The organism is Streptomyces anulatus (genome assembly GCF_014650675.1).
Classification (GTDB): domain Bacteria; phylum Actinomycetota; class Actinomycetes; order Streptomycetales; family Streptomycetaceae; genus Streptomyces; species Streptomyces anulatus.
The window spans coordinates 93,000-107,432 of the sequence record NZ_BMVK01000012.1; the positions used below are offsets into that span (position 1 = coordinate 93,000).

Consider the following 14,433-nt stretch of genomic DNA (forward strand, 5'->3'; position numbering starts at 1 on the left):
TCTCCCAGCATCACGCCGCGAAGGATGTTTACCCAGGTCACCGCTTTGCCTACGTCCAGTGGTCCTACTACTGACGGGGACAGGCTCCGGCGCGTACGACCAGGAATCACAGGAATAATGGAAGGCATGGACGATCAGCCGGAGCCCGCCCCCGAGCCGCTGGACCGGCGCGCCGAGCTCAGCGAGTTCCTGCGCACCCGGAGGGCCAAGCTCCAGCCGGGCGACGTGGGGCTTCCGGAGTTCGGCCGGCACCGCCGGGTGCCCGGTCTGCGCCGGGAGGAGCTGGCACAGCTGGCCGGGGTGTCCGTGGCGTACTACACGCGCCTGGAGCAGGGCAACGGGCGCAACGTGTCGGCCGAGGTCCTCGACGCGATCGCGCGGGCCCTGCGGCTCACGGACGCCGAGAGCGCGCATCTGACGCACCTGGCCAAGCCCGCGCGGCACAAGAAGAAGCGCCGCCCGGCCAGGGTGCAGCGGGTGCGGAAGGGGCTGCTGTATCTGCTCGACAGCATGGACGGCATCCCCGCGTACGTGACCGGGGCGCGCTCCGACGTGCTCGCCTGGAATGCGATGGCGGCGGCGGTGTTCGGCGACTGGGGCGCGCTGCCGCCGGCCGAGCGCAACTGGGCGCGGCTGGTGTTCCTCTCCCCCGCCTACCGGGACCTGTTCGTGAACTGGGACTCCAAGGCCTCGGACATGGTCAGCTATCTGCGGCTGTACGCGGGCTGCCACCCCGACGATCCGGAACTGTCGGCGCTGGTGGGCGAACTCTCCGTCAAGAGCGATGAGTTCCGGCGGCTGTGGGCCACGCACAACGTCAAGGAGAAGGGCCACGGCGTCAAGCTGCTGCGGCATCCGCTAGTCGGGGAGCTGACCCTGTCGTACGAGACGCTGAACCTCCCGGACGACGAGGAGCAGCATCTGGTGACCTACCACGCGGAGCCGGGCTCGGAGTCGGCCCAGTCCTTGCGCCTGCTGGCGAGCTGGGGTGCCGACGCGGGATTGACGGACGTCATCGGCGACGCGGGGCGGGGCCCGGCCGACGAGCGATGAGGACGAGCTCCCGGCCGGGCCGGTCGGGAGCGCCGCGCACCTCGCGTACGACGAACCCCTGCGCCGCCAGGTCCGCCTCGGCCTCCTGACGTTCACGGAAGCGGAGGGTGGAGTCGGAGGTGAGGACCTGCCCGTCGCGCCGGAACACGTAGGTCCAGCGGAACGACACGAGCGGCCCGACGATCTCGGTCACCTCGACCCAGGTCTCGACAGGGCCGACGTCGGGGATCTCGGTGACGCGGTGGGAACTCTCCCGGTTCCAGGTCTCCCAGGCGCGCCGTGCCGGATCCCGGGTCTCGAAGACCAGTTGCCCACCGGGCCGCAGCGCTGCGTGGGCGCCGTGCAGTGTCGCCTCCCAGTCGCCCGGGTCGACGATCTCCTGCGCGGCGTTGGCCGTCAGGGTGACCAGGTCGACCCGTAACGGCGGAAGGGACGCGGCGTCACCGTGGATCCAACGGACCCGGTCGCCGCCCGGCTTGGCGCGCGCCACGTCGAGCGAGGCCCGATCGGGGTCGACCCCGACGACCTCGATCCCCCGGTCCGCCAGCAGCAGGGCGAACACGCCCGTACCGCAGCCGATGTCCAGCACCCGCCGCGCGCCGGACTCCTCGGCGAGGCGGACGTACGGTTCCAGGTCACCCCGGTCGGGATCGAGCGGGTCGTAGAGGGCAGCCAGCCTGGGACGCAGGAAATTCTCGTCAGCCATGGGGCGGAAGGTACAGGATCCTGTCGCTGGAGCAACGTGCGGAACTGGACCCGCGTACCCGGGAGATCGGGAGATTGTCCGACCGACTCACCGGTTTCCCTTTCGGGGAAACGGAGGAATACGGCTGAGGCTCCCGGGCCTTTTTTCGGGCCCGTCTATCCTGAGAACCGTGAAAGCGGGGCGGAAAAGGAATACGCGCGATGTCGCACGTATCCGCGGCCCGCAAGGAGCCGATGCGTCCTACTCGCCCGCGAAACGACCGGCTTCCGGCGCGAACGCCTCCGCGTGCTCGGCCGACCAGATGCGGTACGGCCTGGCCGGACGGCCCGTCAGGTCCTGGATCGTGGGCACCACGGCCGCCTTCGCTCCCGCCCGCTGCCGCTCCGCGCTCTGCAGGAAGGCCTCAGCGACGGGCGGCGGATACTTCGCCAGCAGGGCCGTGCGCGCGGCGTCCACGCCCAGTTCCTCGAAGCGCAACGGCCGCTCCAGCACCCGGGAGAGCTGAGCCGTCTGCTCCCGCGCGGTGATCGCCTCCGGGCCCGACACGGCGTACGCCCTGCCCTCGTGTCCCGTACCGGTGAGAACGGCGACGGCCGCCGCGGCGACGTCACGTGGGTCGACGCACGCGACCGGGGCGTCGCCGTACAGGGCGCGCACCACTCCCGTCGACCGGATGCCGGGCGCCCAGGACAGCGTGTTGGACATGAAGGTCCTGGGGCGGACGAACGTCCACGGGACCCCCGACTCCCTGACCGCCTGTTCGTTCTCCCGCTGACGCCGGGTGATGAAGTCGTCGGCGCCCGGCTCCTCCACCGCCATCATGGACAGCTTGACCAGGTGGCGTACGCCTGCCGCGGCCGCCGCCGCGGCGACCCGCTCGTCGTCGGGTTCCGTGGGGCTGTTCGTCACCAGGAACACCGAGGCGACGCCCCGCAGGGCCCGGTCGAGAGCGGCGCGGTCCCCGTACTCCCCCTCGACGACCTCGACCCCTCCTCCCCGCACCGTGAGCCGCTCGGGACGGCGCGCGAGAATCCGCACGGGGCCGGCCGCCGACAGTTGTCCGGCGACCTCACGGCCCACCGCTCCGGTCGCACCCGTCACGAGAATCACTCGAGAAACCTCTCAGCCGTCGGCCCGGGGGCCGGACAGGATGGTGGAGAACACCGCTTCACCGTCCTGATGGCCTGTCACCTGGACCGTCACCGTATCCTCGGCCGTCTCCGGCAGGACCACCGCCCCTATCCAGCACGGACTGCCGAACTCGGAGTACCGGTGGAACCGGGTGCGCGCCTCCGCCGGCACGATTCCGGCGGGCCCCACCGCCAGCCACGCCGCCTGACGGGCCGCCTCCAGCAGCAACATGCCCGGGACGTGGTCGTTGGGGCGCTGGAACAGGGTGGGGTGCCGGGTGTCCACACGCAGCTCCCAGACTCCGTCCCGCCCGGTCTCCGAGAGCACCACGTCCTCGGCGCGGGCACGGCCCGCCAGGACGGGCGAAACCGGTGCGGTCTCCGGTATGGATATCCCCTCGGCCGGGGCCTCGCCGCGCATCCGCCGGTACGCCTTGGGGGTGCTGAACCGGGTCTCCCCCATCCCCGTCGCGGCGAGCCGGCCGTCCCGGTGCACCGCCCAGCCGACCCGCCCCTGGGCCGGGAGCCCACCCCGCCACTTCAGGTCGGAGCAGAACACCTCCACGTCGATCTCGGTGGGGGCGCCCCCCACGGTCAGGTGCTCCTGATGGCAGACGTAGTCCAGTCCCGACATCAGGAACTGGTAGCCGAGCGGGATCCCGTAACCGGCGTGGAAGGCGAGCATGGCCGCCTGCCGCATCGCCTCCGCGACCAGCAGCGGGTCGTGCCGGTCGTCACCCACCGGGGCGAAGAACGGATGGTCGTGCGGGAGAACCGCCCCCACCGAGAACCGGTCGTGACCCAGGCGTACCCAGTTCCGCGGAAAGGCGTCCTCCGGCCTGGTCCGGTGCACCATGTCGATCTCCACGGGATGCACCACCTCGGCCTCCGCGTCCATGGTCGGCACCGGATCGATCAAGACTGCTGCTTCGGGCATAACTCCCCCCAGGGGTCATGTAGTGGCGAGCCGTTCCTGCGATGCACATACCGGCAAGATTAGGTACAGACTAATAGGTTTTCTTCTCCGGCCAGGGTGAGACCCCCCACACCGACCCGTCCGATTCGCGGGCCCCGCCCGGGAATCCGGAGGACAGCGGCGCGGGCATCCGGTAAATGCGTCCGCCAATCCGCGAGAATCACCGGAATTCCCAAAAGCGCCAACTGTGCGAAAGGCGATATCCGCCGCCGTTTCCCGTGCGGCCACGGGCGCCCGGCCCGGGAGACCGGGCTCGAACGGATGCGACCCGTCCAGGGCGAGAACGACGGCCCGTTGCACGCTTCCCATGGCACGATCCTGTCGGAAGATGGCGATCATGGCATGGTACGCCGGGCGAGCACCCTCGACCCTGGACGCGTGGAGCGCCCAGGGAGGCCCCTGGGCGCAGGCGGTCAGGCGGTCAGGCGGTCAGGCGGTCAGGCGGTCAGGCGGTCAGCGCCAGTTTCGCGCCGAGGCCGATCATCATCACGGCGACCAGGCCGTCCAGCACCCGCCACGCGGAAGGCCGCGCGAGGACTCCGCTCAGCAACCGGGCGCCGTACCCGAGCGCGGCGAACCAGCACACGCTGGCGAGAACGGCGCCGAGGCCGAAGGTCCAGCGCAACGGCCCCCGGTCGGCGGCGACGGACCCGAGCAGGAACACGGTGTCGAGGTACACGTGCGGGTTGAGCCAGGTCATCGCCAGGCAGGTCAGCACCACGCCCCGGCGTGAGGCGGCCGGGGCGTCCCCCGCGTGCAGGGCCGACGGGCGCAGGACCCGGCGCGCGGCGAGCAGGCCGTAGCCGATCAGGAACACGCCGCCGAGCAGCCCCACCACCGTCAGCGCCGACGGCCAGGCGACGACGAGAGCGCCGACCCCGGCGACCCCCAGCGCGATGAGCACCGCGTCGGACAGGGCGCAGATCCCGACCACCGCGAGCACGCCGTCACGGCGGACGCCCTGGCGCAGCACCAGGGCGTTCTGGGCTCCGATGGCGACGATGAGCGAGAGGCCGGTGCCGAAACCGGCGGCCGCGGCGGTCAGGGCGTTCGTCATGCGGTCGACGCTACGGAGCGGGAGATCATGGTGTCCAGCTAAAGATTCTTACGTATCATTAACGGTCATGATGTCCGAGCTCCCTCTCGACCAGGTGCGGACCCTGCTGGCCGTGGTCGACGAAGGCACGTTCGACTCGGCGGCGAACGCTCTGCGGCTGACGCCGTCGGCGGTCAGCCAGCGGGTCAAGGCACTGGAGCAGCGCACGGGCCGGGTGCTGCTGATGCGTACGAAGCCGGTGCGGCCCACCGAGTCCGGTGAGGTGGTGGTGCGCTTCGCCCGCCAGCTGGCCAGGCTGGAGCACGACGCGCAGACGGCGCTCGGAATGTCCGGTCCCGGCGAGCCGACCATCCTGCCGATCGCGGTGAACTCCGATTCCCTGGCGACCTGGTTCCTGCCCGCCCTGCGGCGCGTGCCGGAGGAGCTGGGGCTCTGTTACGAGCTGCGCCGGGAGGACCAGGACCATACGGCCGCCTTGCTGCGGGAGGGACTGGCGATGGCCGCGGTGACCTCCTCGCCGGAGGCGGTGACGGGCTGCTCGGTGCGCCGGCTGGGCCGGATGCGGTATCTGCCGGTGGCCAGTCCCGGTTTCGCCGACCGGTGGCTGGGACCGCGGGAGGACACCGCGTTGCGCGAGCTGATCGCCGACGCCCCGGTGATCGGCTTCGACCGGCGCGACGACCTTCAGGACGCCTTCGTGCGCCGGCTCGGCCCCGGACCCCGGGCGAGCGCGCGGCGCCACCTGGTTCCCACGTCGGAGGGGTTCGCGAACGCCGTGGCGACGGGCATGGGCTGGGGCATGGTGCCCGAGGTCCAGGCGGAGCCGTTGCTGAGCAGCGGCCGGCTGGTGCGGCTCACCCCGGACCACACCGTGGACGTGCCGCTGTACTGGCAGCAGTGGAAGCTGGAATCACCGGCCCTGGCGGCCGTCTCCGAGGCGGTGGCGGCGGAGGCCGCCGAAGCGCTCGACGGCGACTGGCCCGGCTGAGCGGCACACCGCCCGCCACCGGAACCCCGCTCGCCACGCCCATGGGTGATTGCCACCCCACCCCTCCAAGGTTAGGTTTACCTAACTGAATGGAAAGGGGCAGGTGATGACGGACCGTCACGACCAGGATGCGGGCAACGGCCGGAAACAGCCGGTGGATGGGGAGGCACGGGGGGCGGTGGCCCGGCTCGTGCTCGGCCAGATGGCCACCCAGGCGCTGGGCACGGCGGTGCGGTTGGGCGTCTTCGACCGGATCGGGCCGGACGAGCTGAGCGCCGAGGCGCTCGCCGGTTCCCTCGGCACCCACCCGCAGGCGACGCTGCGTCTGCTGCGCGCCCTGGCCGGACTCCAGCTGCTGTCCGAGACGGAACCGGGCGCCTTCCGGACCACCGCGGCCGGCGACGCCCTGCGCGCCGACACACCCGGCACGATGGTCGCCATGGCCCGGATGTTCACCGACCCGGTCATGCTGCGGGGCTGGGACCTGCTCGACGAGAGCGTCCGTACGGGAGAGACCACGTTCGACACGGTGTTCGGGACCGACTTCTTCGGCCACCTGAAGGAACACCCCGAGCTGTCCGCCTCGTTCAACGAGGCGATGAGCCAGGGCACACGGCTGACCGCCGCGACCGTCCCGCACCACTACGACTTCGGGCGCTTCCACACGCTCGTGGACGTCGGCGGCGGCGACGGCACGCTGCTGGCCTCGGTCCTTCGCGAGCACCCGAAACTGCGGGGCATCCTGTTCGACACGGCCGAGGGGCTCGCGCAGGCTCCTCGACGGCTGGCCCAGGAAGGTCTGACCGAGCGCGTCGCCCTGGAGACCGGCGACTTCTTCGCCTCGGCCCCGGCCGGCGGCGACCTCTATCTCCTCAAGAGCATCATCCACGACTGGGACGACGAGAGGTGTGCGGCCATCCTGCGGCACATCCGCGACGTCATCCCCGACCACGGCTCCCTGCTGATCGTCGAACCGGTGCTGCCCGCCACCGTCCCGCCGGACCGGCAGGACAACGTCTACCTCAGCGACCTCAACATGCTCGTCAACGTCGGCGGCCGGGAGCGGACCGCGGACGACTTCGCGGCCCTGTGCACGGCGGGCGGCTTCGCCCTCCGGAGCGTGACACCACTGCCCGCGCCCAACATCTTCCGGATCGTCGAGGCCTCCCCGGTCTGACGGGCCCCCGGGGGCGGGTGCCCGGCTCGCCTTAGAATGACGGGTCCATCCCCCCGGAAGAAGACTCGGAGGCATCCTCCCCATGCGTGTGCTGCTGGTGGAGGACGACGACGACCTGCGGGACGTGATCGCGTCCGGGCTGCGGGACGGCGGCTTCGCCGTGGACTGCGCGTCGGACTGGCCGGAGGCGGACGTGCTGCTGCACGTCACCGCGTACGACTGTGTGGTGCTGGACCGGATGGTGCCCTCCGGCGACACCCTCGCGCCGCTGGAGGGCAGGCGTCGGGCCGGCTGGTCGGTGCCCGTGCTGTGCCTCACCGCTCTGGACTCCCTGCACGAACGGCTGCGGGGGCTGGAGAGCGGGGCGGACGACTACCTGGCCAAGCCGTTCTCGATGCGCGAGCTCGTCCTGCGCGTCCGGGGCCTGAGCCGGCGGGCGCCGGCCCGGCTGCCTTCCTTCCTGAGCTGTGCGGACGTGGTCATGGACGTGGCGCGGCACGAGGTGCGGCGCGGTGGTGTGCTGCTGTCGCTGAGCCCGAAGGAGTACGCCGTACTCCAGCAGCTCCTCGTCCACCGGGACGCCGTCGTCACCCGCACCGGGCTGCTGGAGCACTGCTGGGACGAGATGGCCGACCCGGTCTCCAACGTGGTGGACGCCGTCGTCGCGGGCCTGCGGCGCAAGCTCGGCTCCCCCGGCCTGGTGCACACCGTGCGGGGGCAGGGGTTCCTGCTGTCGGCGGAGCCGGGGCCGTCCTGATGGCGAAGCCCCTGCGGCCCCGCCGCTCCCCGGCCAGGAGACGGCTGCACCGGCTGCGGCTGCGGCTGACCGCCGCGTACACCCTGATCACCGTCGTCGGGCTGGCCTGTCTGTCCTGGCTGGTGATCCGTACCGACGACCGGGCGCGGCTGGACGCCGAGTACGACGAGATGCGCCGCCGGGCGTCCGTCGCGGCCTCGCTCGTCTATTACGAGGACGGCCGGATCCGTCTGGACGGGCTCGACGACGACGAGGCGACCTCGGGGACTCCGCAGGTCCTGGTGCTGGAGGCCCGGCCCGGCGGTGATCCGGTCATCGTGTTCCGGGGCCGCACCGCGCAGTTCGCAGTACCGGCGGGGGCGCTCCGGGCGGCGGCTCTCTCGGCGATGGACGACGAAGGGCCGGTGCGGGCCGAGGCGCGCGACCGCGCGGGAGAGGCCGTTCACGTGCTGGCCGTGCCCTTCTACCACGACGCCACCGACGAGGTGGCGGGCGCGGCCGTCGCGGTCGGCGATCCGGAGCGCGGGGCGGCCGAACATCGCAGTCTGGTCCTCTCCCTCGTCGTCGGGGCCGGTGCGCTGACGGCGCTGGCCGCGCTGACCGGGCACGTCCTCTCCGCGCGGAGCATGCGGCCGGCCTGGGAGGCGCTGGAGCAGCAGGAGCGACTGCTGGCCGACGCGGCGCACGAGTTGCGGACCCCGGTCGCGGTGATGCGCGGATCGGTGGAGGTGGCCGCCGGAGCCCCGGGCGGGCTGGAGGCTCATCTGCCCCGGATCCGGCGGGCGGCGGACCGGATGGCCGACGTCGTGGAGAACCTGCTGACGCGGGGGCGGTTGGAGGCCGCCGTGGACGTCGTACGGGCGGAGCCGCTGCGGCTGGACCAGCTCGTCGAGGAGGTGTGCGCGGAGCTGCCGGAGGGCGGGCACGGCCTGGAGTCGCGGTGGGAGGAGTCGGTGGTCGAGGCGGACGCCGCGCTCGTGCGGGTCGCCGTGCGCAACCTGCTGGACAACGCCGTACGGCACGGTCGGGGTCCCTGCGCGCCGGACAGGGCCGAGCTGCTGGTGACCGTGCGCGGACCGGAGGTGTGGGTCGCCGACCGGGGCCCGGGGGTGGATCCGGCCCGGCTGCCGGAGCTGATGGAGCGGTTCGGCTCGCCGGGCGGGGGAACGGGCATCGGCCTCTCGCTGGTACGGCGGATCGCGGAGGCCCACCGGGGGTCGCTCACCGTCCGGGCCCGCCCCGGCGGCGGCGCGGAGTTCGTCCTGCGGCTCGCGCCCGCCCGGTCACGGCGCGAGCGTCGGCGCGGCGCCGGGCGGACGCTCACGATTCGCTCATGATCGGCCGTCCATGATGTGGGGGCAGGTTCCGAAGCCCACGCACGGGAGTCACGTATGTCCCAGCACGCCGTCCGTCCGTTCCTCCGCCGAGGAAGCACACGCGCCGGTCTGGCCGGCGGGGTCGTGGTCGCGGCGGGAGCGGGACTGCTCCTGTCCCACGCCTTCGCCTCGGGCTCCGCGGCGGAGGCCGCGCCCGAGGTCGTGCCGCCCTCGGCGAACGTGACCTTCGACTACCAGATCGGCGGCGCGTACACCCCGCCCGCCGGGGTCGGGGCGGTCTCCCGCGACCGTGGCGACGAGCCGGCCGATGGCCTGTACAACGTCTGTTACGTCAACGCCTTCCAGACCCAGCCCGACGCGCTGGGCTGGTGGGAGAAGAACAACCCCGATCTGCTGCTGCGCGACGAGGACGGAGACCTCGTCGACGACGAGGCCTGGGGCGAGGCGCTGCTCGACACCTCGACCGCGGACCGGCGGACCCGGCTGGCGGACATCGTCGGGGGCTGGATCGACGGCTGCGCGAAGGCCGGCTTCCAGGCGGTGGAGCCGGACAACCTGGACTCCTTCGAGCGCTCCGACGGCCTGCTGACCCCGGAGCACAACGCGGCGTTCGCGAAGCTCCTGGCCGACCGGGCGCACAGCGCCGGGCTGGCGATCGGCCAGAAGAACACCACCGATCTGCTGGAGCAGCGCGGGAGGATCGGGTTCGACTTCGCCGTCGCCGAGGAGTGCGGCCGGTACGACGAGTGCGCCGACTACGCCTCCGCGTACGACGACAGGGTGTTCGTCGTCGAGTACACCGATCGCGATTTCACGAAGGCGTGTTCGTCCGTGGGGGCGAAGGTCTCGGTGGTGCGCCGCGACCTCGACGTCCGGCCGGCCGGACAGCCGGGGTACGTGTTCCGCGCCTGCTGAAGGGTCTTCTCGGGGCGGGCCGGGCTCAGGGGGTGTCCGGCGGGTGGGCGCAGACGGTGAAGATGCCACCGTCGGGGTCCCTGATCACCGCTTCGGTCCCGTCGGCGGGCGAGTCCACCGGCGGGCCGACCGTGCCACCCGCCGCGCGGGCCGCCCCGGTGGCCGCTTCCAGGTCCTCGACCCGGAAACGGACGTGCCAGCGCGGGCGCAGCCGGGGGTCGGGGGACGACGCGTCCCCGCCCCCGCGCAGGGTGGCCACGGTGCGGCCGCCCTGCCGTACGACAACCGTGTCCTGCTGGTACGCGTAGCCGACCTCGCAGCCGCCGGGCTCCTCGGAGGCCCAGTCGAACACCTCGGCATAGAAGATCGCGGAGTCGAAGGCGTGGCTCGTCCGCAGTTCGAGGGAGGCGGGCGGGTGGTCGCGGCCGAACGACCAGGGCGGGGTGCGGCCTTCCCAGAAGCCGAATCCGGCCCCTTCGCGGTCGGCGGCCACGGCTCCGCGCCCGGGGCCCAGCCGGATCGGGCCGACGGCGATGGTGCCGCCCCGTTCGCGGACCCGGGCCGTTGTGGCGTCGACGTTCTCGACGGCGAAGTACGGGGTCCAGGAGACGGCCGTGGGCAGACCGGGGGCGATCTGCCCGATCCCGGCGACCGGCAGGCCGTCGACGAGGGCGACGGTGAAGCCCTCGCCGAGGGTGCCTGAGCGGAAGGTCCAGCCGAGGACGGTCCCGTAGAAGTCCTGGGTGCCCTGAAGGTCCCGGGTCATCAGGCTGACCCAGCACGGAATCCCGGGCACCGGGGTGCTCTGCTCCGCCACGGTCATCGGGATCCGTCTCCTCGTCCCCGGTGGTGGGCCGCCGGACGCGGGCGCCGGTCCGGCGGGTGGGTCTGCTGGTCACCGGCCGTCGCAGGCCGGTGCGCTCCGTGGCCTCGCAGGTCCTCCGGAGCGGCACGCCTCCATACCTACGCCGCCGGGGTCGCCGCCGCCACCCGGGCCGCGTCCCGGAACGGTGCGCAGCGCACGCCCCGGGCTGTCCCCGGACGTGCCCCCGGCAGGTCAGTGACCGGTGGCAGACTGCCCGCATGACCGCCTCGCAGCCGAAGGCTGACCTCCAGCACTATCTGCAGTCCGCCCGTGACGCCCTGCTGTGGAAGCTCGAAGGGCTCTCCGAGTACGACGTCCGTCGCCCTCTGACGCCGACCGGGACGAATCTCCTCGGTCTGGTCAAGCACGCCGCAGGGGTGGAGCTGGGCTACTTCGGCGAGACGTTCCGGCGGCCGTTCGGCGAGACGCCGCCCGCCTACGGGGACGACGCCGAGGAGAACCAGGACATGTGGGCGTCCGCGGACGAGTCGCGCGAGGACGTCCTCGCCCTCTACCGCCGGGTGGCGGAGCACGCGGACGCCACGATCGCCGAGCTGCCGCTCGACGCGGTCGGGCACGTCCGGTGGTGGCCCGATGAGCGGAGCCGCGTGACGCTGCACCAGATCCTGGTGCATGTGATCTCCGACCTCCAGCGGCATGCCGGGCACGCCGATATCGTCCGGGAGCTCATCGACGGGACGGTCGGGCTGCGGTCCGCCGCCGGCAACATGCCGCCGGGCGACCACGTCTGGTGGGAGGAGTACCGCCAGCGCCTGGAGCAGGTGGCGCGGGAGGCCGGGTAGCCGCTCCCCCTCCGATCGCGTGGCCCCTTCAGCGTCCGGTGAGCGCCGCGGGTTCGCCGAGGTGGTGCGCTGCGGTGCGCCAGGCGGCGGTGACGGCTTCGCGGGCCGTGGCGGTCGCCGCCCCGACCTCCGGCGGGAGGTGCAGCGGGGCGCCGACGTGGACGTGGAGCCGGGGGCGACGGGCCGGAGCGGTGAGGAGCCCGGTGATCTGCTTGGCGCACGAGCCCGAGGTCACCCGGCGGGCTCCCGCCTGGCCGAGCGGCACGACGGGCGCGCCGGACGCGTGCGCGAGGCGGGCGAGGCCGCTGCGGAAGCTTTCCGGCGGAGCCTCCGCCGCGTCGGCGCGGCAGGGCAGCCGTCCTTCGCCGTAGATGAGCAGGTGACGGCCGTCCCTCAGCGCGAGGGCCGCCGCGTCGAGGGCGCCCGCGGCCCGGTCGGTGTTCCGGTGCACGGGCACGTGGCCGCCGCGCTCCAGGAGGCGGCCGAGGACCGGTATGCGCCACAGGCCCGCGGTGGCCATGACGACGGGTTCGACGCCGAGGCGCAGCAGTGCGGCGAGGACGATGCCCGGGTCGGCCAGTGAGGTGTGGTTGGCGACGATGATGCTGCCGGCGGCCGGGGCCGTGGCGTGGTCGGACGTGACCGTGAGGCGTCCGAGCGAGGGGACGACGGTGGCGGCGATGCGGCTGAGCACGGTTCTCCCGGGGTTCGGCGGGCGAGGCCGTCCTGGTGACGGCGGTGCGTGCGGGTTCCGCCTCTCCCGGCTTCGCCCGCCACGCCCTCATCGTCGTGGCGGGCGAGGTGCGGGGCCTGAGTGCGGGTACTCAGGGCCCCCTGGTCGATCGCCCCTGTTCCGGGGCCGCTCCCGGGGCTGCCGGGACTCCCCCGGTCGGTGCGCCGTGCCGGTTCAGAGGGCCAGCCACACCGCCGTGTCCCGGGGCAGCCTGCCTTCGGCGTCCAGGGGGCCGCTGGTGAGCAGGACCTCGGTGTGGGCGGGGAGTCGTGCGGGGCTCCCGGTGAGGTTGACGGCGCAGACCAGGCTCCCGCCGCGGGCGAACATCAGGAGGCCGGGTTCTTCGCTCAGCCAGCGCAGCGGTCCGGTGTGCAGTGCGGTCAGGGTGCGGCGCTGTCGCAGGGCCTCGCGGTAGAGGGCCAGCATGGAGTGGGGGTCCTGTGCCTGGAGGTCGGCCGCGCGGGCCGGCCAGTCGGCCGGGAGGGGGAGCCAGGGTTCCTCGGTGGAGCCGAACCCGGCGAACGGTTCGCCGGCCGCCCAGGGCAGCGGGGTGCGGCAGCCGTCGCGGCCGGGGGCCCGGCCCTGGGAGCGGAAGTACATGGGGTCCTGGATGCGGTCCAGCGGTACGTCGGCCTCGGGCAGGCCCAGTTCCTCGCCCTGGTAGAGGTAGACGGAGCCGGGCAGGGCGAGCGAGAGCAGGGCGGCGGCGCGGGCGCGCCGGGTGCCCAGCTCCAGGTCGCTGGGGATGCCGAACGCCTTGGCCGTGAAGGCGAAGCCGGTGTCCTCGCGGCCGTAGCGGGTGACGGTGCGGGTGACGTCGTGGTTGCAGAGGACCCAGGTGGCGGGGGCGCCGACGGGGGCGTGTTCGGCGAGGGTCTCGTCGATGGCGCGGCGCAGCAGGGCACCGTCCCAGGGGCAGCTGAGGAAGGTGAAGTTGAAGGCGGTGTGCAGTTCGTCGGGGCGGAGGTAGCGGGCGAAGCGCTCCGAGTCGGGCAGCCACACCTCGCCGACGAAGATGCCGTCGAACGCGTCGGCGATGGCCCGCCAGCCCCGGTAGATGTCGTGCAGTTCGTCCCGGTCGATGTACGGGTGGGGCCCCTGGTGCCCGTCGAGGTCCGGGAGCGCCGGGTCCTTGGCGACGAGGGCGGCGGAGTCGATGCGCACCCCGGCGACGCCGCGTTCGAACCAGAAGCGCAGGACGTCCTCGTGCTCCTGGCGTACGGCCGGGTGGGCCCAGTTGAGGTCGGGCTGCTCGGTGGCGAAGAGGTGGAGGTACCACTCGCCGTCCTCGACGCGGGTCCAGGGCACCCCGCCGAACTCGCTCTCCCAGTCGTTGGGGGGCAGTTCGCCGTGTTCGCCGCGGCCGGGCCGGAAGTGGAAGAGTTCGCGCTCGGCGCTGCCGGGGCCGGCCGCGAGGGCGGCCCTGAACCAGACGTGCTGGTCGGAGACGTGGTTGGGAACGATGTCGATGATGGTCCGGATGCCCGCCTCGCGGGCCTCGGCGATGAGCTTCTCGGCTTCCGCGAGGTCGCCGAAGGAGGGGTCGATGGCCCGGTAGTCGGCCACGTCGTACCCGCCGTCCGCCATAGGCGACAGATACCAGGGGGTGAACCACAGGGCGTCGACGCCGAGTTCGGCCAGGTAGGGCAGCCGGGACCGCACGCCCGTCAGATCGCCGGTGCCGTCGCCGTCGCCGTCGGCGAAGCTGCGCACGTAGACCTGGTAAATGACGGCCGAGCGCCACCAGTCGTCGGCGGCAAGCTGGCTGCCTTCCATAAGGCGGGTTCCTTTCGGGCGGGGCGCGGTCGCCGGCGGGGTGGGCCGGTCCGCGCAACAGGGGGCGGGAGGTTCTGACGCCGCCGCCCCGGAGCGGGGCGGGAAGGCCGGGGGCGGCGGCGGGTCCGGGACGGGTGGCACGGATGGTGCCGCCCTGCGG

Annotated in this window: 14 protein-coding genes; 7 read left to right on the forward strand and 7 right to left on the reverse strand. The window is 72.9% G+C overall.

The features are described 5' to 3' along the window. The first annotated feature begins 126 nt into the window (after nt 1–126). Nucleotides 127–1,053: a helix-turn-helix domain-containing protein gene (locus IE272_RS26540; RefSeq protein WP_056708722.1), complete on the forward strand. Its 927-nt coding sequence runs from the start codon at nt 127–129 to the stop codon at nt 1,051–1,053. Here IE272_RS26540 and IE272_RS26545 read toward each other — a convergent pair. The 4 genes from IE272_RS26545 to IE272_RS26560 all read right to left on the reverse strand — a co-directional run bounded on the left by IE272_RS26545 (nt 1,013) and on the right by IE272_RS26560 (nt 4,922). Next, nucleotides 1,013–1,759 carry a class I SAM-dependent methyltransferase gene (locus tag IE272_RS26545; RefSeq protein ID WP_056708150.1) on the reverse strand — a complete coding sequence of 249 codons (747 nt, stop codon included), beginning with the start codon at nt 1,757–1,759 and terminating at the stop codon, nt 1,013–1,015. The two genes, IE272_RS26540 and IE272_RS26545, sit on opposite strands and share 41 nt — an antisense overlap. Nucleotides 1,760–1,999: 240 nt before the next feature. After that, the gene (locus tag IE272_RS26550) at nt 2,000–2,869 is read right to left on the reverse strand and encodes an NAD(P)H-binding protein (protein WP_190008324.1); all 870 of its coding nucleotides are present in this window, start codon (nt 2,867–2,869) and stop codon (nt 2,000–2,002) included. A gap of 12 nt (nt 2,870–2,881) precedes the next feature. Next, nucleotides 2,882–3,826, reverse strand: coding sequence for a 2-oxo-3-(phosphooxy)propyl 3-oxoalkanoate synthase (gene afsA, locus IE272_RS26555; RefSeq protein WP_190008326.1), 945 nt, complete (start codon nt 3,824–3,826; stop codon nt 2,882–2,884). A 484-nt stretch (nt 3,827–4,310) separates the two neighbouring features. After that, nucleotides 4,311–4,922, reverse strand: a complete 612-nt coding sequence (locus tag IE272_RS26560; protein WP_190008328.1) for a LysE/ArgO family amino acid transporter — start codon at nt 4,920–4,922, stop codon at nt 4,311–4,313. Between the two features lie 67 nt (nt 4,923–4,989). Between IE272_RS26560 and IE272_RS26565 the strand changes: the two genes are divergently transcribed. The 5 genes from IE272_RS26565 to IE272_RS26585 all read left to right on the forward strand — a co-directional run bounded on the left by IE272_RS26565 (nt 4,990) and on the right by IE272_RS26585 (nt 10,096). After that, on the forward strand, nt 4,990–5,910 hold the full coding sequence (locus IE272_RS26565; protein ID WP_050361659.1) for a LysR family transcriptional regulator ArgP: 921 nt from the start codon (nt 4,990–4,992) through the stop codon (nt 5,908–5,910). 106 nt (nt 5,911–6,016) lie between these two features. Further along, nucleotides 6,017–7,087, forward strand: a complete 1,071-nt coding sequence (locus IE272_RS26570) for a methyltransferase (protein ID WP_190008330.1) — start codon at nt 6,017–6,019, stop codon at nt 7,085–7,087. A gap of 82 nt (nt 7,088–7,169) precedes the next feature. Next, complete coding sequence (locus IE272_RS26575) at nt 7,170–7,844, forward strand: response regulator transcription factor (RefSeq protein ID WP_050361657.1); 675 nt, start codon at nt 7,170–7,172, stop codon at nt 7,842–7,844. Further along, entirely contained in the window at nt 7,844–9,181 is a 1,338-nt protein-coding gene (locus tag IE272_RS26580) for a sensor histidine kinase (RefSeq protein WP_050361656.1), read from the forward strand. Before IE272_RS26575 ends, IE272_RS26580 begins: the two co-directional genes overlap by 1 nt. Nucleotides 9,182–9,235: 54 nt before the next feature. Next, on the forward strand, nt 9,236–10,096 hold the full coding sequence (locus IE272_RS26585) for an endo alpha-1,4 polygalactosaminidase (RefSeq protein WP_050361655.1): 861 nt from the start codon (nt 9,236–9,238) through the stop codon (nt 10,094–10,096). 25 nt (nt 10,097–10,121) lie between these two features. On the opposite strand, the gene IE272_RS26590 is transcribed toward IE272_RS26585, so the two are convergent. Beyond that, the gene (locus IE272_RS26590; protein WP_050361654.1) at nt 10,122–10,919 is read right to left on the reverse strand and encodes a VOC family protein; all 798 of its coding nucleotides are present in this window, start codon (nt 10,917–10,919) and stop codon (nt 10,122–10,124) included. Between the two features lie 260 nt (nt 10,920–11,179). Between IE272_RS26590 and IE272_RS26595 the strand changes: the two genes are divergently transcribed. Then, nucleotides 11,180–11,764, forward strand: coding sequence for a DinB family protein (locus tag IE272_RS26595; RefSeq protein WP_190008332.1), 585 nt, complete (start codon nt 11,180–11,182; stop codon nt 11,762–11,764). A 28-nt stretch (nt 11,765–11,792) separates the two neighbouring features. Here IE272_RS26595 and IE272_RS26600 read toward each other — a convergent pair whose 3' ends face one another. Together IE272_RS26600 and IE272_RS26605 are read right to left on the reverse strand one after the other, a co-directional pair. Further along, nucleotides 11,793–12,458, reverse strand: a complete 666-nt coding sequence (locus IE272_RS26600; RefSeq protein WP_190008334.1) for a lysophospholipid acyltransferase family protein — start codon at nt 12,456–12,458, stop codon at nt 11,793–11,795. A 213-nt stretch (nt 12,459–12,671) separates the two neighbouring features. After that, nucleotides 12,672–14,273 (reverse strand): glycoside hydrolase family 13 protein, encoded by a 1,602-nt coding sequence (locus IE272_RS26605; protein WP_190008336.1) that lies wholly within the window; start codon nt 14,271–14,273, stop codon nt 12,672–12,674. Nucleotides 14,274–14,433 lie beyond the last annotated feature (160 nt).